Genomic DNA, 17,167 nt, shown 5'->3' with positions numbered 1-17,167 from the left:
TGGGCCATCTTGCCAACCGGCCCGCAGCGTGTCACGCGAGGGAGTCTAAGCGCTGGGGCCCTGCCGGGGGCGCGGGACGGGAGGGAGGTCGCACGAGGAAGTGACGTAGAACGTGTGACCGGGTACCGACCCCTGCCCCGCACCCGGCTCCCCGCCCGGCCCTACGCCCCGCTCCGCGCCCGGAGATCGGGCAGCAGCGGCACCATGCGGTTCCAGCGGGAGACCTGGCAGCCGTCGCTCCGGTCGTAGCGCGCGTCGACGGGGCGCCCGGCCCAGGTGCCGGTGACGTGCGCGGTGGCCGGTCCGCCGTACTGCATGGTGCAGACGCTGCCCATGGGGACCGGCGCGAAGGTGTCCTGGCCCCAGCGCGTGCCCTGGTCGAGCGCGGCACAGGCGCCGGCCGGGTCGGGGTGGCTGCCGCCGTCCGGGTGGCAGTACAGCTCGTACGTGCCGTCCGCGCCCGGGCCGGCGTCCCGGACGGTGACCGTCAGGTGATCACCGGCCCGGTCCTCGTCGCGGACCGGCGGCGGCACCAGTGCGCCGGTGGTCCGGCCGGCGCGGGGGCCGCCGGTGTCGGCGTGCGCGGCCGTGGACACGGTGGCCAGGGAGACGAGGGTGGCGACGGAGGCGGCGGCCACGCCGAGAAGGCGGGCGGTGGCGTTGCGGGTGATCAGGAGCATGACCTGACTAACGCAGCGTCCGGCCGGACGTTGCGCGACCACGCCGAAAGGGCTTTGCCCTGCGCCCCGCCCGCCTAGTACCGTGGGGGTCGATTGGTGACAGCGCGCTCAACTGTGTCATCATCGGCACGCGCCACTCGCGCTCGCACGCGAGGGGTGATGTTGTCTGGAGGCGTCGCCTAGTCCGGTCTATGGCGCCGCACTGCTAATGCGGTTTGGGTCTTAAAGCCCATCGAGGGTTCAAATCCCTCCGCCTCCGCACATGATCGACGAAGCCCCGGCCCCTGCGGTCGGGGCTTCGTCGTTGTCCGGGGGCCGGTGGCCACGCTTGGTGCCCTGCGCGGGCCTGTGGAAGCGTTTCCGCAGGTCACAAGGGGTGGGGGAATCGGATTTCACATGACGGCGGCAGTCATGTAATGTTCTTCCTGTCGCCGCGAGCGGGCCGAAAGGACCGGGAACGGCGGGAAAACAGAAAAGACAAGCACTCGTAGCTTAACGGATAGAGCATCTGACTACGGATCAGAAGGTTGCAGGTTCGAATCCTGCCGAGTGCACACAGGTGAGAGGCCCCGGAGAGATCCGGGGCCTCTTGCGTTTCCGGGGCGTACAGCGGCGAAGTACGGCAACCGCGTCAACCGGTGGGGCGCACCGTGTCCGTCGGCTTGCCGGCGCGGGCCGCGGCCGGAGTCGTTGCCTCGGGCGGGGTGGCCGGATCCCTCACCCCCCGGCCGGCCGCCGACTCGACCGGACGCCGTTCGCCAGCAGCACCACACCGACGAGGACCATCACAGACCCGGAAAGGCCCGCGATCAGCCCTAGGGACGTCTCGCCGTCCGGATCGCCGACACCGCCGGGGACCGGGTCAGCGCCGAGCCAGTGCACCACTGCCCACGCCTGGGTCACGACCAGTGCGCCCGAGGCGACGAGCAGGGGACCCACGGACAGATCGTAAAGACGGAGAGGCCCGCCCTTCCGTGCGCGCGCCCGAACGACTCCACCGATCAGCGATGCCGGGACGGTGAGGAGTTGGCCCGCCAGCAGTCCCGTCAGCATGGCGAGACGCACGTGGCCGGGTCCGTCACCCCGGGGATCGAGGACCAGGGTTCCGGCGCCCCCGGCAAGAAGGCCGATCGCCATCGCGCGGATCGATGTCATGCCGGACAGGATGCCTCCAGATGCACCGTGCCGGGCCGAGGTCCCGCGGAACCGTCCGCGGGACCTCGGCCCTTTCGTGGCTCAGGGTCAGACGCCGTCCGTGGCCCTGCGGCGGCGTGCGGCGAAGACCGCCCCGGCGCCGAGGGCGGCGGTGAGGGTGCTCGCGAGGGCGAGCGTCGTCGTGGAGGAGGCGCCGGTCGCGGCGAGGCTGCCGTCCGTGCCGGTACCGGTCGTGGTGGTCACCGCCCGGTCGGACGTGCCGCCCTGCGGCGAGGTGCCCGTGCTCCCTGGCGTGCCGGTGCCCGCTCCCGTGCCCGTGGCGGGCTTGGTGTCCGGTCGCTTGTCGTCGTTCTCGCCGGGCTTGCCGGGCTCGGCCTCGTCGACCGGGCCGGGCTCGCTGCCCGCGGGCAGCAGCTCGAAGTCGTAGCGCTTCATCGGACCCAGGACGCACGGGTTGTACGCGTCGGAGGCGTCGCCCGCGAACAGGGCGAAGGCGTCGGCGGAGGGGGCCTTGGGGTCGACCTTCATCCGCAGCTTCACGTCGCTGTGCTCGCCCGGCCTCATGGCCTCGATCGGGGCGGTGTGCGCGGACCCGTCGGAGGGGAGGGGCTGCCAGCCCGACCCGTTGGACCACGACACGTCCAAGGCGCGCTTGCCGCCGATCTGTTCACCGTCCGCGTGGATGAAGACCAGGGGGTCCACGGTCAGCGTGCGCGCGGTGCCGTTGGTCACGCGGAGCGTGAAGTCGACGGTGGTCCCGGCGACGACCTTGGCGGGCAGCCCCAGCGCGAGCGAGGTCAGCCCGTTCTCGCGGACGCACTCCTTGGCGGTGGCGAGGGCCGCCTCGGCGGCGTCCTTGGCCTCGAGGGCCTTGCCGAGGGTGTCCTTCAGGACGCCGTACTCGCGGACGGCCGCCACCCTGGCGTCGTCCAGCGCGGTCTGGGCCGCCTCGGCGTCCGCGTCGGCCTTCTGCTGGGCCTGGACGGCCTTCGTCAGATCGGCCTCGGCGCTTTCGAGGGCCTTTTGCGCCTCGGCCTTCTCGGTCTCGTTCCCGGCCGCTTCGAGTTCGGCCTCGGCGTCCGCGACGGCCTGTTCCGCGGCGGTTTTCGCATCCGCCGCGTCCTTGGCCGCCTTGTTCGCGGTGAGTACGGCCGCCTTGAGCGGGTGAGTGTCGGAAGCGAGGGAGTTCAGGGCGGCCTCGACCGTCTTCCGGCCCTCCGCCTCGGCGGTGACGGCGTCGTCGTACGCCTTCTTCGCGTCGGTGGCCGCCTTGGTCAACTCCGCGTACGTCGGCTGGTTCTGCGTCTGTGCCGTGGGGGTGCCGGCGGCGACGGCCGGGGTGGCGGCGAAGAGCGCGACGGGCGCGGCCACCGCGACGGCGGCGGCCACGGCGAGGGGACGGCGAAGCTTCACGTAGAACCTTTCCTGCTGGCCTGGTGGGAGAGAAAGGGAATGGCCACCGGCTCATGGCGCAGGGTGGCCAGAATTCCGTTTAGTTTATATGGCAAGTAAAATTCGGGATCCTTTTTTCCGCGCTCCCCTTTCCTGGGTGCGGATATTCGCCGGGATAAAGTGGACGGACGGGGACGGTTGTTCCGGGTGGCCGATTTTTTCTGTGACTCATGTCACTTTGCGGGGGTTGTCGGTGGTGGCCCGTACGCTCGGGGTGATGGCACAGGCATGGAAGTGCGCGGGGCTGCGGTGGACGGCCGGCGGTCCCGTGCTGACGTGGGTCGGTGGGCGGCGCAGTGAGCTGGCCAGGGGGAAGCGGGTGTCCTTCGGGGTCGCGACGGGGGGTGTGCGGACGTGTATCGGGGCGCGGGGGCACGCGTGTCCGGCCGGGGTGGCCGTGCCGGGCCGGAGCACGGGGGCCCGGTGCGAGGAGTGCGCGCGGCTGGACCGGGCGCACTCGGTGGCCGCGGACACGATCGCCGACGACCCGCGGCCGTACCGGGTGTATCTGGCGTGGTTCGGCCCGGGACTCGTCAAGGTGGGGATCACCGGGGCCGAGAGAGGCCCGGCCCGGCTGCTGGAACAGGGTGCGGTGTGCTTCAGCTGGCTGGGGACCGGACCGTTGATGGCGGCGCGGCGGACCGAGGAACTGCTGCGGGCCGCGCTGGGCGTGCCCGACCGGATTCCCTACGCCCGGAAGCGGGCGGTGCGGTCCGTGCTGCCCGCGACGGAGGAGGAGCGGGCGGCGGAGATCGCCGGGCTGCACGGGCGGGCCGTGGCGCTCGGGGGCTGGCCGGAGTCGCTGACGCCGGAGCCGTTCCGGGGGGTGGACCATGTGCGGGCGTTCGGGCTCGAGGAGGGGGAGCGAGCGGGCCGGGGGCCGGACGTCGTGGGGGAGGTGGTCGAGCTGACGGCGGGAGGTGCGGTCGGGGGCGAGCTGGTGGCGGTCGCCGGTCCCGATCTGCATCTGGCCACGGAGCGGGGCGTCGTCGTGCTCGACACACGGCTGATGACGGGATGGGAGCTGGTGGCCGCCGAGGGGGACCGGTGCGACGTTCCCGTGCGGGGGTTCAAGGAGGCCGCCGGCGTGCAGGACGGGCTCTTCTGAAGCCGGCGTCGGCCTCGCCCTGTGTCTTCCTCCGTCTGTGTCCTCTTCGCCAGGGGTGGACCCCGGGCGGCCTCCGGGGAGATCGTGGGCCGCATGAGTGATCACCGCACCGTGCCGGGGACCGGCCCCGAAGAGGTCCGGCACGTCCGCGGCTTCTGGGAGGAGCTCGGACTGCCCGGCCTCGTCGACGTGCACACCCACTTCATGCCCGAGCGGGTGCTGCGCAAGGTCTGGGGCTACTTCGACGCGCTCGGTCCGCTGACCGGCGGGATGGAGTGGCCGATCGCCTACCGGCGGGAGGAGGAGGAACGGACGGCGCTGCTGAGGGAGTTCGGGGTACGGGCCTTCACGGCCATGCTGTACCCGCACAAGCCGGGCATGGCGCAGTGGCTGAACGACTGGGCGGTGGACTTCGCCCGCCGGACCCCCGACTGCCTGCACACCTCCACCCTCTTCCCAGAGCCCGGCGTCGAGACGTACGTCGGCCGGGCCGTCGAAGCGGGGGCGCGGGTCTTCAAGGCCCATGTGCAGGTGGGCGCGTACGACCCGGCCGACGAGCTGCTCGACGGGGCCTGGGGGCTGCTCGCGGACGCGGGCGTCCCGGTGGTGATCCACTGCGGTTCCGGGCCCGCGCCGGGCAAGCACACCGGGCCCGAGCCGATAGCCCGGGTACTGGCGAGGCACCCCCGGCTGCGGCTGGTCGTCGCGCACATGGGGATGCCCGAGTACGAGGACTTCCTGGACCTCGCCGAGCGGTACGAGCAGGTGCGGCTGGACACGACCATGGCGTTCACCGACTTCAGCGAGCGTCTCGCGCCGTTCCCCCGGCGGGCCCTGCCCCGCCTGGCCGGCCTCGGCGACCGCGTCCTGCTCGGGACGGACTTCCCCAACATCCCGTATCCCTACCTGCAGCAGCTGCACGCGCTGGAGCGGCTGGGGCTGGGCGACGCGTGGCTGCGGGGCGTCTGCCACGACAACGGGGCCCGGCTGTTCGAGCTGCCCGAGGGCTGACGCGCCCACGGGACGGGCTGACGCGCCCACGGGACCGGCTCAAGCGCCCAGGGGACGGGCTGACGCGCCCACGGGGGCGGGCTGACGCGCCCACGGGGGCGGGCTGACGCGCCCATGGGATTCCTGAGAGGCCCCTGTGGGTTTCTCAGAGAAATCACAGCCTGGAGAAAGGGCCTTCTCAGAGCGCCCCGACATCGTGTCCGGTATGACCACGACCTCGCCCCAGGGGCGCACCGAACTGCTGAGGCCGGACGGGAGCCCCGTCCGGGTGCTTGTGGTGGACGACGAGCTGTCCATCACCGAACTGCTGTCCATGGCCCTGCGCTACGAGGGCTGGCAGATCCGCAGCGCGGGTGACGGGCACGGTGCCGTGCAGGCCGCGCGCGAGTTCCGGCCCGACGCCGTCGTCCTGGACATGATGCTGCCCGACATGGACGGGCTGAGCGTGCTGGGGCGGCTGCGCCGCGACCTGCCGGACGTGCCGGTGCTCTTCCTCACCGCGAAGGACGCGCTCGAGGACCGTATCGCCGGGCTGACCGCCGGCGGGGACGACTACGTCACCAAGCCCTTCAGCCTCGAGGAGGTCGTCGCCCGGCTGCGCGGACTGATCCGCCGCTCCGGCGCCGCCGACCGGCGCTCCGACTCCGTCCTGGTCGTCGGCGACCTCACCCTCGACGAGGACAGTCACGAGGTCACCCGCGGCGGCGAGGGAATCCACCTCACGGCCACCGAGTTCGAGCTGCTGCGGTTCCTGATGCGCAACCCGCGGCGCGTGCTCAGCAAGGCGCAGATCCTGGACCGCGTCTGGTCCTACGACTTCGGCGGGCAGGCCAACGTCGTCGAGCTGTACATCTCCTACCTGCGCCGGAAGATCGACGCCGGACGCGAGCCGATGATCCACACCCGGCGCGGCGCCGGATACCTGATCAAGCCCGCGGTGTCATGAGCCGGCGACGACGCCCGCGGCCGCGGACCCTGCGGACGCGGCTCGTCGTCGCGTCCGTGGCGCTGATCGCCGTCGTGTGCGCGGTGATCGGCACGGTGACGACGCTGGCGCTGCGCTCGCACCTGTACGAGCAGCTGGACGGGCAGGTGCACGAGGTCGCGATGCGGGTGTCCGGATTCGGGCCGCCCGGTGATCCGGGGGCCGGCGGAGCGGCCCCGCAGCGGATGGACCTCGACGAGTTCGTCCGGCACGGGCCCCAGCCGCGCGGCACGATAGTCGCCGAGGTGCGGGGCACCGCCGTCACCGACGCCAAGTACGGCAAGGAGGACCAGGAGAGCACCGACCTCAGCCGCACGGCGGCCGTCTCCCTCGACGAGACGCAGCGCGGCGCGCTGGCCTCCGTCCCCCGGGACGGCGACGCGCACACCGTCGAGATCCCCGGCCTCGGCGACTACCGCGTGGAGTACCACGACGGCTACTACGCCGCCCTGCCCACCTCGGACGTCACCGGCACCATCAACACCCTGGTCCTCGTGGAGGCCAGCGTCACCGCCGCCGGCCTCATCGCCGCCTCCCTCGCCGGCACCGTCATCGTCGGCGTCGCCACCCGCCCCCTGCGCCGGGTCGCCGCCACCGCCGGACGCGTCTCCGAACTCCCGCTGCACGCGGGCGAGGTGAACCTAGACGAACGCGTCCCGGAGTCCGAGTGCGACCCGCACACCGAGGTCGGCCGGGTCGGTGCCGCGCTCAACCGGATGCTGGACCACGTCCACGGGGCCCTGCACGCACGGCAGGAGAGCGAGACACGGGTACGGCAGTTCGTCGCGGACGCCAGCCACGAGCTGCGCACGCCGCTCGCCTCCATCCGCGGGTACGCCGAACTCACCCGCCGGGGACGCGAACAGGTCGGCCCCGACACGCGGCACGCGCTGGGCCGTATCGAGTCCGAGGCCGGGCGCATGACCCTGCTGGTCGAGGACCTGCTGCTGCTCGCCCGCCTGGACGCCGGGCGGCCGTTGCAGTTCGAGCGGACCGACCTGGTCCCGCTGGTCGTGGACACCGTCAGCGATGCCCGCGCGGCCGGCCTCGGCCACCTGTGGCGGCTCGACCTGCCCGACGAACCGGCACTGGTCACGGCGGACGCCGCCCGGCTCCAGCAGGTGCTGGTCAACCTGCTGGCCAACGCCCGCAACCACACCCCGCCCGGTACCACCGTCACCGCGCGGGTGCGGCACAGCGGGCCCTGGCTGTGCGTGGACGTCGAGGACAACGGGCCCGGCATCCCGCCCGCGCTCCTGCCGCACGTCTTCGAACGCTTCGCGCGCGGCGACTCGGCGCGCTCCCGGGCCACCGGCTCGACGGGCCTCGGGCTCGCCATCGTGCAGGCCGTGACGACCGCGCACGGCGGCGGGGTGACCGTCGACAGCGTGCCTGGGCGGACGCTCTTCACCGTGCACCTGCCCGCGCCGGCCCCCCGGCCCGAGGCCCGGCCGCACTCACAGGTACGGCACAGCCTCACCACACGGGCGCGACAGGGGAGTTGAGAAGAGTCGGTCCCATGCGAACCGACTCTTCTCCCGGCTCCCTGCCGGCGCGGGAGCACCTCCCGGCCGCAGGAGCCGGTACGCCTGTCCTGGACGTGGTGATTCCCGTCTACAACGAGGAGAAGGACCTGAGGCCGTGCGTCCTGAGACTGCACGAACACCTCACACGCACCTTCCCGTACGCCTTCCGCATCACGGTCGCGGACAACGCCTCCACGGACGCCACCCCGATGGTGGCGGCGCGGCTGGCCGCCGAGCTCGCCGAGGTCAGGTCCTCCCGGCTGGAGCAGAAGGGCCGGGGCCGGGCGCTCAGGACCGTCTGGTCGGCGTCCGACGCCCCGGTCCTCGCCTACATGGACGTCGACCTGTCCACCGACCTCAACGCGCTGCTGCCGCTCGTGGCCCCGCTGATCTCCGGCCACTCGGACCTCGCCATCGGCTCCCGGCTCGCCCGCAGCTCACGGGTGGTGCGCGGCGCCAAGCGGGAGTTCATCTCCCGCAGTTACAACCTCATCCTGCGCGGCTCCCTCCAGGCCCGCTTCTCCGACGCCCAGTGCGGCTTCAAGGCGATCCGCCGGGACGTGGCCCAGGTGCTGCTGCCGCTGGTGGAGGACACCGGCTGGTTCTTCGACACCGAGCTGTTGGTCCTCGCCGAGCGGGCCGGGCTGCGCATCCACGAGGTGCCGGTCGACTGGATCGACGACCCCGACTCCACCGTGCACATCGTCAGGACGGCCACCGACGACCTCCGGGGCGTGTGGCGGGTCGGCAAGGCACTGGCCACGGGGTCGCTCCCGCTGGACCGGCTGGCCCGGCCGTTCGGCGACGACCCGCGTGACCGGGACATCGAGGACGTGCCGCAGGGCCTGGCCCGCCAGCTCGTCGGCTTCTGCGTCGTCGGCGCCCTGTCCACCCTCTTCTACCTGCTGCTCTACAGCGGCTTCCGGGTCCTCGCCGGTTCCCAGCTCGCCAACGCCCTCGCCCTGCTGGTCTCCGCGGTCGCCAACACCGCGGCCAACCGGCGACTGACCTTCGGGGTGCGCGGCCGGGGCGGCGCGGTGCGCCATCAGGCACAGGGGCTGGTCGTCTTCGGCATCGGCCTGGCCCTCACCAGCGGTTCGCTCGCCGCCCTGAGCGCGGCGACGGCCGAGCCCGCCCACTCCACGGAGCTGGCGGTACTGATCGCCGCCAACCTCGCCGCCACCGTGCTGCGCTTCCTGCTCTTCCGCGCCTGGGTGTTCCCGGACGCCCCGCCCGCCGCTCAGACCCCGCGGCAGGCCCCGCGGCCGTACGCGTCGACGCCGTACGCCGCACCGCCCTGCCCGACGACCCCCTTCCGCGCCGGTGATGCCGCGGAACACCCCCGGGGTGACGCCACCGCGCGACTGACGCCGGTACGCCCCGCCGACACCGACCCTAGGGACGGACGATGACGACGCACTACGACCGGACGGCGTACGAGGGGGAGGCGCGTCCCGCCGACAGCGGCGCCCCGCCCCCGGTGCAGCCGCCCCGGCCGCTCGTACGGGCCCTGCCGCGCAGACTGTGGCGGGGCCGCCCCGAGGATCCGGCCTGGGTGCGCCCGGCCCTCCTCGGCCTGCTGCTGGCCACCGCTCTGCTCTACCTCTACGACCTGAGCGCGTCCGGCTACGCCAACTCCTTCTACTCGGCGGCCGTGCAGGCGGGCAGCCAGTCCTGGAAGGCGTTCTTCTTCGGCTCCCTCGACGCGGGCAACGCCATCACCGTCGACAAGCCCCCGGCCGCGCTGTGGCCGATGGCGCTGGCGGTGCGGATCTTCGGGCTGAGCTCCTGGTCGGTCCTCGTCCCCGAGGTGCTGATGGGCGTCGCTACGGTCGCCGTCGTGTACGCGGCCGTGCGCCGCCGCTCCAGCCCGGCCGCCGGGCTGATCGCCGGCGCTGTGCTGGCGCTGACGCCGGTCGCCGCGTTGATGTTCCGCTTCAACAATCCCGACGCGCTGCTGGCACTGCTGATGTCCGTCGCCTGCTACTTCGTCGTGCGGGCGCTGGAGGACGGCCGGACCAAGTGGCTGCTGTGGGCGGGCGTCGCGATCGGCTTCGCCTTCCTCGCGAAGACCCTCCAGGCCTTCCTCATCCTGCCCGCGCTCGCCCTGGTCTACGGCGTCTGCGCCCCGGTCGCGCTGAAGAAGCGGCTGGGCCAGCTGGCGCTGGCGGCCGTCGCGATCGTCGTCTCCGGCGGCTGGTGGGTGGCGGTCGTCGAGCTGTGGCCGGCGTCGTCGCGGCCGTACATCGGCGGCTCGCAGAACAACAGCTTCCTGGAGCTGACCTTCGGCTACAACGGCCTCGGCCGGCTCAACGGCGAGGAGACCGGCAGCGTCGGCGGCGGGGGCGGTCCCGGCGGCGGGGCCGGCGGGCAGTGGGGCGAGACCGGCTGGGACCGGATGTTCAACTCGGAGATCGGCGGCCAGATCTCCTGGCTGCTGCCGGCCGCGCTGATCCTGCTCGTCGCGGGCCTGATCGCCACGCGCGGCCGCGGCCGCACCGACGCTGTCCGGTCGTCCTTCCTCGTCTGGGGCGGCTCGCTGCTGATGACCACGGCGGTCTTCAGCTACATGGCGGGCATCTTCCACCAGTACTACACGGTGGCCCTCGCCCCCTACCTCGCTGCCGTGGCCGGCATGGGCGCGGCGGCCCTGTGGGAGCGCCGCGACCGGCTCTGGGCGTCCCTCACCCTCGCGGCGGCCGCCACGGCGACCGCCGCCTGGGGGTACGTCCTGCTGAACCGCACGCCGGACTACCTGCCGTGGCTGAGGTGGCTGGTCCTCGTCGGCGGCCTGGTCGCCGCGCTCGGGCTCGTCTTCGCCGGCCGGCTGGGGCGGCGGACCGCGTTCGCGGTGGCGGGGCTCGGCCTCGTGGCGGCGCTGGCCGGTCCGGCGGCGTACACGCTCAGCACCGTCCAGGAGGGGCACAGCGGCTCCATCGTCACCGCCGGTCCGTCCGGCGCGAGCACCATGGGCGGCCGGGGCGGCGGCCCCGGGGGCGGCGGCTTCCCGGGCGGCGGCAGCCCGCCGGGGCAGGGACAGCAGGGCCAGGGCAACGGCGGTTTCCCTGGCGGCACGCCGGGCCAGGGCGGCCGGCCGGGCAACGGCTTCCCCGGCGGCGGCCAGAACGGACAGACGGCACCGAACGGCCAGACGGCACCGAACGGCCAGAACGGCACCACCGGCGAGGGCGGCCGCACGGGCGGCGGCATGGGCGGGGGCGGCATGGGCGGCCTGCTCAACGGCGCCCAGGTCGACGCCGAGGCGAAGAAGCTGCTGGAGACCGACGCGGACCGGTACACCTGGGCCGCCGCGGCGATCGGCTCGCAGAACGCCGCGAGCTACCAGCTCAGCACCGGCGACCCGGTGATGGCCATCGGCGGCTTCAACGGCACCGACCCCTCACCCACGCTGGCCCAGTTCAAGAAGTACGTGGAGGACGGCCGGATCCACTACTTCGTCTCCGGCGGCGGCATGGGTGGCGGCATGGGCGGCGACTCCGGCAGCTCGTCGCAGATCACCTCCTGGGTCGAGGCCAACTTCAAGGAGGTCACGGCGGGGTCGGCCACGTTCTACGACCTCACACAGCCGGTCAGCGGCAGCTGAGCGGCAGAGCCTGAACAGCGGCAGGGGGCTCCTCCACGGTGTTGTACGCCGTGAAGGAGCCCCTGTGCGCCGCAAGGCATGACGACGTCCCCGCAGCAGCAGGCGCCGGTCGAGCCCGAGGTCCGGGCCCACCCGCAGCGCGTCGCCGGACACCGCGGGCGTCGTCGAGGAGTCGCGGGACATCATGGCGGCCCGCGGCGTCGACACCGTGGCGGAGATGCTGGACCGGGACTTCGACTTCGCCCTGGAGCTCATCATCGCGGGCATCGAGGCGATGGTGGAGCGCTCGTGGGCCCTGTCACGCCGGCCGCTCAGTCGTCCTTCGCCAGCCGCGCCGGGAAGCCGCCCGTCGCCACCGGCCCCCACTTCTCCGGCGTCACCCGGATGATCGACTTGCCCTGCTCGACCATGGCCCGCCGGTACTCGTCCCAGTCGGGGTGCTCACCGGCGATGTTGCGGTAGTACTCGACGAGCGGCTCCACGGAGTCGGGCGCGTCGATGACCTCCGCCGTGCCGTCGACCTGAACCCAGGGGCCGTTCCACTCGTCGCTGAGCACGATCACGCTGACCCGCTCGTCCCTCCGGGCGTTGCGCGTCTTGGCCCGCTCCGGGTAGGTGGAGACCACGATCCGGCCCGAGTCGTCGACCCCGCAGGTCAGCGGCGACCCCTGCGGGCTGCCGTCGGCCCGCCGGGTGAGCAGGACGGCCCGGTGCCGGGGGCGTACGAAGTCCAGCAACTCGTCGAGGGACACGCGGGTGTTGGTCGCGATGTTCGGTGCCATGCCGCCCACCCTAGGCCGAAGCCGCGCCGTCGGCCCGCAGCGCCTCGGCGAGGTCGTCGTGGACCGGTACGTCGCGGCGCAGGCCGGTCACTTCCACGACCCGGCTCGGCGCGCTCCCCGGGGTCACCACCACCCGCAGACCCGCCCGGCCGCGCAGCCGGCGGCGTACCTCGTCGAGCAGGCGGACGCCCTGGGAGTCCATGAAGCGGGTCGAGGTCAGGTCCAGGACGAGCAGGCGCAGACCGTCGGCGTGCCGGTCCACCGCGGCCATGACCATCGGCAGCAGCCCCTCGGCGTTGCCGTGGTCGATCTCCGGGGGCAGGGTGAGCACCGCGCAGCCGGGCGGGTCGCACGGCTGGCAGGGCTGGGGAAGGAAGGTCACGTCACTCACCTGGCAGACGTCCGTCCGGCTTCCGGCAAGGCCGCTTCCTGACCCGGCCCTCATTCCACCACGCGGGAGCGGGTCCCGAAAGGTGCCCGTCCGCTCCGTCGGCCGGGCGTCACCGGTGCGCAACCGAACAGCTAAAGTGCTGTTCGTCCTGTGCTCGCAGTCGGGAATGTGCTGCGGAGCTCTCCTGCGCACGGCCAAAGGGCCGTGCATGCCGAAGAGGTTCGTGGTGGCTGCGTCCGAATTTACTGATTTGCTGCGTTTCCCGGTGGCTTTCGAGCTGGCCGAGGCCCTGACGGCGGCGGCCCGGCAGCTGCACGAGACGGGCACCGCGGACAACACCCTGCGCACCGCGGTCGAGTTGGCCGTGCATCTGATGCCCGGCGCCGAGCACGCCGGCATCTCGGAGATCGAACGCGGCAGCGAGCGCCGCACGCTCGCCTGGACCGACGACATCGTGCGCGCCGCCGAGTTCGGGACCGGGGGCCGCGGGCCGCATCCGGAGTGGGAGCGGTTGTGGACCACGCCCGTGGTGCGGATAGCGGACACCGAGGCCGACGGCGGCGGCAACGCCCTGGCCGACCTGGGCCTCCGCTCGGCGCTGTCCCTGCGGCTGCGCGCCGACCGGCGCCGCCTGACGGTGCTGACGGCGTACGCCCGCAAGCCGCGCGCCTTCGACGAGGCCGCCACCCGCGTGGGCCGTCTGTTCACCGCGCACGTCAGTCTCGCCCTGGACTCGGCGACCGTGCGCGAGCAGCTCACCGAGGCGATGCGCACCCGGGATCTGATCGGCCAGGCCACCGGCATCCTCATGGAGCGCATGTCCATCGACGCGGCCGGTGCCTTCGACTCCCTGGTCAAGGCCTCGCAGCGGGAGAACGTCAAACTGCGCGACCTGGCCCGTCGCATCGTCGACGCGAACGGCGCCTCCGGGTGAGGGAACGCGAAGCGGCCCGCACCCGGAAGGTGCGGGCCGCCGGCGCGAACGGCGCGCGGTGCCTCACGCGGCCGGCAGCGACTCCCCCTGCACGGCCTGGATGTCCAGCTCGACCCTGAGCGTGGTGCCGATGGCGGCGATGCCCGCCTGGAGGACCTGGTTGTAGTTCATGGCGAAGTCCTCGCGCCGCAGTTCGGTGGTGGCCCGGAACGCCGCCCGGGTGCCGCCCCACGGGTCGGCGCCGGTGCCGAGGTAGGACAGGTCCAGGTCGACCGGGCGGACGACGCCGTGCAGGCCCAGCTCGCCGTGGACGGTCCAGCGGTCGGTGCCGGCCTGCGTGACGCCGGTGGACCGGAAGGTGATCTCCGGGTGGCGCTCGACGTCCAGGAAGTCCGCGGAGCGCAGGTGGGTGTCGCGCATGCCGTTGCCGGTGTCGATGGAGGCCGCCTGGATGACCGCCTCCACGCGGGACTTGGTGACGTCGTCCGGGGCGATCTCGACCGTGCCGGCGAAGTCGGTGAAACGGCCGTGCACGCTGGAGATGCCCAGGTGCTGGGCGACCGCGGCGACGCTGGAGTGGGCCGGGTCGATGGTCCACGGCCCGGGCGGCGGCAGCTCGGTGCCGCCCTGGCGGGCCAGCGTCACGGTGCCTGCCTCGGCCCGGCCGCTCGCGGTGACGATGGCGCTGGAGGCGGCGGGCGCGTAGCCGACGGCCGTGACGATGACGGTGTACGCCCCAGGCGCCAGATGTGTGGTGTCCCGGACGGCGCCCTCCGCGTCCGCCTCGGCGCGCAGCACCTGCGTACCGGTCATGTCGGTCACCGTGACGACCGCGTGCGACACGGCCCATCCGTCCCGCGTACGGATCCTCGCGGTCAGTCCCATCCCGTTTTCTCCCTGCAAAGGCTCAGAAAGTGGTCGTGAAGAGACCGGCCCGTGGGGGCGGGCGCACCTCCGCTCGGAGCGCGCACGCCACCACGGGCCGGGGTCCTGCTACTCGCCGGGGTGGGCGAGCTCGATGTCGTGGCCGTCGACGCCCTGGCCGGCGACCGTGAGGGCCGTCGCCACCGGCGGGTAGCCGGTCGCGATGACGGTGTACTCACCGGCGTCCAGGTCGGTGAAGGCGTACGCCCCGTCCGAGCCGGTGGTGGCCGTGCCGACCACGTTGCCGGCCGCGTCGACCAGGGTGACGCGGGCGTCGGCCAGCGGGCCGTGCGGCGCCCGCACCACGCCCTGGACCTCGGCGCCGGCCTGGAGGTCGACCTCGACGCGGGTGACACCGGTGCCGCCCACCTCGACGGGCAGCGCGCGCGGCCGGTACCCGGCGGCGTTCACCGCGACGGTCACCGTGCCCGGCACCAGCTCGGCGAAGGTGAACTCGCCCGCCTCCCCGGTGGCGGCGGTGGCCAGCAGGTCACCGCGCACGTCGGTCACGATCACCATCGCGTCCTTGACCGGCTGCCCGCTCTCCACGGCCCGCACCAGGCCGGTGAGCCCGCTGGTGCCGCTGAGCAGGATGTCGTAGGCGACCGGTTCACCGTTGACGACGATCGTCGACGCCTGCGGCTGGAAGCCGTCGGCGGAGGCGATCAGGACGTACGACCCCGCGCTCGGCGCGTCGACGGCGTAGGAGCCGTCGGCCTGGGCGACCGACCGTCCCAGCTGCCGGCCCGACAGCGAGATCAGGGTGACGGCGGCCTGCGCGACCGGCGCGGACTCGGCGCCGCGGACGAAGCCGCGGACCGGGATGCCGCCGGAGACGGGGGCCTCGGGGCTCGCGGCCGTGGCGACCGCGGCGAGCCGCTGCGTTGCCGCGGGCTGGGCGGCGGCACCGGAGTCCTGCACGGCGGCGACCGCACCGGCCGGAACCGGCTCGGCGACCCGGGCGGCCTCGGCCGGGACCGGGGCGGCCGGGGAGGCCGTCTCGGCGGCGGACTCCGCGGCCTGGGCCAGGGCGCCGGTGGTGCGCAGCGGCACCTCCTTGATGAACAGCGTCACGATGAAGGCCAGGGCGGCGATCGGCGCGACGTACAGGAAGATGTCCGCGATGCCGTGCCCGTAGGCGCTCTCCAGCCAGGTGCGGATGGGCGCGGGCAGCAGGTCCATGTCGGGGATCTGGCCGGAGCCCATGGCCTTGCCGGCCGCCAGCTGCTCCTCGGGCTTGAGCTGCCCGATGCTGTCCTTGGCGTAGTGGCTGATCCGGGTCGACATGATCGAGCCGAGCACCGAGACGCCGACCGCACCGCCGAGGGACCGGAAGAAGGTCACCGTGGAGGACGCGGCACCCAGGTCGCTCGGGGCCACCTGGTTCTGCGTGCACAGCACGAGGTTCTGCATCATCATGCCGACGCCGAGACCCATCAGCGCCATGAAGATGCCGATGTGCCAGTACGGGGTGTCGTAGCGCATGCTGCTCAGCAGGCCGAGGCCCGCCGTCAGCAGCACACCGCCGGCCAGCAGCCAGCCCTTCCACTTGCCGGTCTTGGTGATGACCTGACCGGAGACCGTGGAGGAGACGAACAGACCGCCGATCATCGGGATGGTCATGACGCCCGACATGGTGGGCGACTTGTCCCGGGCCAGCTGGAAGTACTGGCTGAAGTAGACGGTGCCCGCGAACATCGCGATACCGACGAACAGCGAGGCGATCGACGCCAGGGTGATGGTGCGGTTCTTGAACAGGCGCAGCGGGATGATCGGCTCGCTGGCCCTGGACTCGACGAAGAGGAAGATCAGCGTCAGGACGACGGCGCCGCCGACCATCACGCCGGTCTGCCAGGACATCCAGGCGTACTTGTCGTCGGCGAAGGTGACCCAGACGAGCAGCAGGCAGACGGCCGCCGTGACGAAGAAGGCGCCGGCCCAGTCGACCTTGACCTTCCGCTTGGTCACCGGCAGGTGCAGCGTCTTCTGCAGCACGATCAGCGCGATGATCGCGAAGGGCACGCCGACGTACAGGCACCAGCGCCAGCCGAGCCAGCTGGTGTCGGTGATGACGCCGCCGAGCAGCGGGCCGCCGACGGTGGCGACGGCGAAGGTCGCGCCGAGGTAGCCGGAGTACCGGCCGCGCTCACGCGGGGAGATCATCGCGGCCATGATGATCTGGGCCAGGGCGGACAGACCGCCGGCGCCCAGACCCTGGATGGCACGGGCGGTGATCAGCATGCCCGAGTTCTGCGACAGGCCGGCCACGACGGAGCCGAGGACGTAGACGCAGAGGGCTATCTGGACCAGGGCCTTCTTGCTGACCAGGTCGGCGAGCTTGCCCCACAGCGGGGTGGAGGCGGTCATCGTCAGCAGCGAGGCGGTGACGACCCAGGTGTAGGCGCTCTGGCCGCCACCGAGGTCGCCCACGATCTCGGGCAGGGCGTTGGTGACGATGGTCGAGGACAGGATGGCGCAGAACATGCCGAGCAGCAGCCCGGACAGCGCCTCCATGATCTGCCGGTGCGACATCGGAGCGTCTCCGGCGGAGCCTCCCCCGTGCTTGGCATGAGCCCGCACACCGGCTGGTGTGGTCGTTGCCATGGACTTCCTTT

General features: G+C 72.8%; 14 protein-coding genes, 2 tRNA genes and 1 pseudogene. 10 read left to right on the top strand and 7 right to left on the bottom strand.

All coding sequences use genetic code 11. The features are described from left to right. Positions 1-161 precede the first annotated feature (161 nt). Positions 162-680, bottom strand: a complete 519-nt coding sequence (locus AB0E77_RS23790) for an SSI family serine proteinase inhibitor (RefSeq protein WP_361573737.1) — start codon at positions 678-680, stop codon at positions 162-164. Positions 681-848: 168 nt separating this feature from the next. On the opposite strand from AB0E77_RS23790, the gene AB0E77_RS23785 reads away from it, so the two are divergent. Both AB0E77_RS23785 and AB0E77_RS23780 read left to right on the top strand, forming a co-directional pair. After that, a tRNA-Ser gene (locus AB0E77_RS23785) sits at positions 849-939 on the top strand. Positions 940-1,161: 222 nt separating this feature from the next. After that, positions 1,162-1,234: transfer RNA gene (locus AB0E77_RS23780), tRNA-Arg, on the top strand. A 163-nt stretch (positions 1,235-1,397) separates the two neighbouring features. Here AB0E77_RS23780 and AB0E77_RS23775 read toward each other — a convergent pair. Together AB0E77_RS23775 and AB0E77_RS23770 are read right to left on the bottom strand one after the other, a co-directional pair. Further along, the gene (locus tag AB0E77_RS23775; RefSeq protein WP_361573736.1) at positions 1,398-1,835 is read right to left on the bottom strand and encodes a hypothetical protein; all 438 of its coding nucleotides are present in this window, start codon (positions 1,833-1,835) and stop codon (positions 1,398-1,400) included. Between the two features lie 87 nt (positions 1,836-1,922). Further along, positions 1,923-3,248, bottom strand: a complete 1,326-nt coding sequence (locus tag AB0E77_RS23770) for an LPXTG cell wall anchor domain-containing protein (RefSeq protein WP_361573734.1) — start codon at positions 3,246-3,248, stop codon at positions 1,923-1,925. A 256-nt stretch (positions 3,249-3,504) separates the two neighbouring features. Between AB0E77_RS23770 and AB0E77_RS23765 the strand changes: the two genes are divergently transcribed. The 7 genes and pseudogenes from AB0E77_RS23765 to AB0E77_RS23735 all read left to right on the top strand — a co-directional run. Then, a complete protein-coding gene (locus AB0E77_RS23765; RefSeq protein WP_361573733.1) occupies positions 3,505-4,395 on the top strand; it encodes a DUF2797 domain-containing protein in 891 nt (296 codons plus the stop codon). A gap of 93 nt (positions 4,396-4,488) precedes the next feature. After that, on the top strand, positions 4,489-5,406 hold the full coding sequence (locus AB0E77_RS23760; RefSeq protein ID WP_361573731.1) for an amidohydrolase family protein: 918 nt from the start codon (positions 4,489-4,491) through the stop codon (positions 5,404-5,406). Positions 5,407-5,611: 205 nt separating this feature from the next. Beyond that, positions 5,612-6,352, top strand: a complete 741-nt coding sequence (locus tag AB0E77_RS23755; protein ID WP_361573729.1) for a response regulator transcription factor — start codon at positions 5,612-5,614, stop codon at positions 6,350-6,352. Continuing rightward, complete coding sequence (locus AB0E77_RS23750; protein WP_361573728.1) at positions 6,349-7,896, top strand: HAMP domain-containing sensor histidine kinase; 1,548 nt, start codon at positions 6,349-6,351, stop codon at positions 7,894-7,896. Before AB0E77_RS23755 ends, AB0E77_RS23750 begins: the two co-directional genes overlap by 4 nt. A 14-nt stretch (positions 7,897-7,910) precedes the next feature. Then, positions 7,911-9,329, top strand: coding sequence for a bifunctional glycosyltransferase family 2/GtrA family protein (locus AB0E77_RS23745; RefSeq protein WP_361573726.1), 1,419 nt, complete (start codon positions 7,911-7,913; stop codon positions 9,327-9,329). After that, positions 9,326-11,521 (top strand): glycosyltransferase family 39 protein, encoded by a 2,196-nt coding sequence (locus AB0E77_RS23740; RefSeq protein WP_361573724.1) that lies wholly within the window; start codon positions 9,326-9,328, stop codon positions 11,519-11,521. The genes AB0E77_RS23745 and AB0E77_RS23740 overlap by 4 nt, the downstream gene beginning before the upstream one ends. A 145-nt stretch (positions 11,522-11,666) precedes the next feature. Then, a pseudogene (locus AB0E77_RS23735) lies at positions 11,667-11,909 on the top strand (hypothetical protein); the annotation flags it as partial. On the opposite strand, the gene AB0E77_RS23730 reads toward AB0E77_RS23735, so the two are convergent. Together AB0E77_RS23730 and AB0E77_RS23725 are read right to left on the bottom strand one after the other, a co-directional pair. Next, positions 11,833-12,303: a PPOX class F420-dependent oxidoreductase gene (locus AB0E77_RS23730; RefSeq protein ID WP_361573722.1), complete on the bottom strand. Its 471-nt coding sequence runs from the start codon at positions 12,301-12,303 to the stop codon at positions 11,833-11,835. The pseudogene AB0E77_RS23735 and the gene AB0E77_RS23730 sit on opposite strands and share 77 nt — an antisense overlap. 10 nt (positions 12,304-12,313) lie before the next feature. Then, positions 12,314-12,685, bottom strand: coding sequence for an STAS domain-containing protein (locus AB0E77_RS23725; RefSeq protein WP_361573720.1), 372 nt, complete (start codon positions 12,683-12,685; stop codon positions 12,314-12,316). A gap of 217 nt (positions 12,686-12,902) precedes the next feature. Here AB0E77_RS23725 and AB0E77_RS23720 point away from each other — a divergent pair, with 217 nt between their 5' ends. Beyond that, the gene (locus AB0E77_RS23720) at positions 12,903-13,628 is read left to right on the top strand and encodes an ANTAR domain-containing protein (protein WP_361573719.1); all 726 of its coding nucleotides are present in this window, start codon (positions 12,903-12,905) and stop codon (positions 13,626-13,628) included. A 63-nt stretch (positions 13,629-13,691) separates the two neighbouring features. Here AB0E77_RS23720 and AB0E77_RS23715 read toward each other — a convergent pair whose 3' ends face one another. Then, positions 13,692-14,513, bottom strand: a complete 822-nt coding sequence (locus tag AB0E77_RS23715) for a YceI family protein (RefSeq protein WP_361573717.1) — start codon at positions 14,511-14,513, stop codon at positions 13,692-13,694. Between the two features lie 108 nt (positions 14,514-14,621). Next, entirely contained in the window at positions 14,622-17,156 is a 2,535-nt protein-coding gene (locus tag AB0E77_RS23710; RefSeq protein ID WP_361573715.1) for an MFS transporter, read from the bottom strand. Positions 17,157-17,167 lie beyond the last annotated feature (11 nt).

The sequence above is a fragment of the Streptomyces sp. NPDC032940 genome, assembly GCF_040636935.1.
Classification (GTDB): domain Bacteria; phylum Actinomycetota; class Actinomycetes; order Streptomycetales; family Streptomycetaceae; genus Streptomyces.
The sequence above is the reverse complement of the archived record's forward strand: the minus strand, read 5'-3'. Positions and strand labels throughout refer to the sequence as shown.

What these genes read in the sequence shown, in the direction of transcription:
- AB0E77_RS23790 (WP_361573737.1), bottom strand. Translation starts at nt 680, where the DNA reads ATGCTCCTGATCACCCGCAACGCCACCGCCCGCCTTCTCGGCGTGGCC.
- AB0E77_RS23775 (WP_361573736.1), bottom strand. Translation starts at nt 1,835, where the DNA reads ATGACATCGATCCGCGCGATGGCGATCGGCCTTCTTGCCGGGGGCGCC.
- AB0E77_RS23765 (WP_361573733.1), top strand. Translation starts at nt 3,505, where the DNA reads ATGGCACAGGCATGGAAGTGCGCGGGGCTGCGGTGGACGGCCGGCGGT.
- AB0E77_RS23760 (WP_361573731.1), top strand. Translation starts at nt 4,489, where the DNA reads ATGAGTGATCACCGCACCGTGCCGGGGACCGGCCCCGAAGAGGTCCGG.
- AB0E77_RS23755 (WP_361573729.1), top strand. Translation starts at nt 5,612, where the DNA reads ATGACCACGACCTCGCCCCAGGGGCGCACCGAACTGCTGAGGCCGGAC.
- AB0E77_RS23750 (WP_361573728.1), top strand. Translation starts at nt 6,349, where the DNA reads ATGAGCCGGCGACGACGCCCGCGGCCGCGGACCCTGCGGACGCGGCTC.
- AB0E77_RS23745 (WP_361573726.1), top strand. Translation starts at nt 7,911, where the DNA reads ATGCGAACCGACTCTTCTCCCGGCTCCCTGCCGGCGCGGGAGCACCTC.
- AB0E77_RS23740 (WP_361573724.1), top strand. Translation starts at nt 9,326, where the DNA reads ATGACGACGCACTACGACCGGACGGCGTACGAGGGGGAGGCGCGTCCC.
- AB0E77_RS23730 (WP_361573722.1), bottom strand. Translation starts at nt 12,303, where the DNA reads ATGGCACCGAACATCGCGACCAACACCCGCGTGTCCCTCGACGAGTTG.
- AB0E77_RS23720 (WP_361573719.1), top strand. Translation starts at nt 12,903, where the DNA reads ATGCCGAAGAGGTTCGTGGTGGCTGCGTCCGAATTTACTGATTTGCTG.
- AB0E77_RS23715 (WP_361573717.1), bottom strand. Translation starts at nt 14,513, where the DNA reads ATGGGACTGACCGCGAGGATCCGTACGCGGGACGGATGGGCCGTGTCG.
- AB0E77_RS23710 (WP_361573715.1), bottom strand. Translation starts at nt 17,156, where the DNA reads ATGGCAACGACCACACCAGCCGGTGTGCGGGCTCATGCCAAGCACGGG.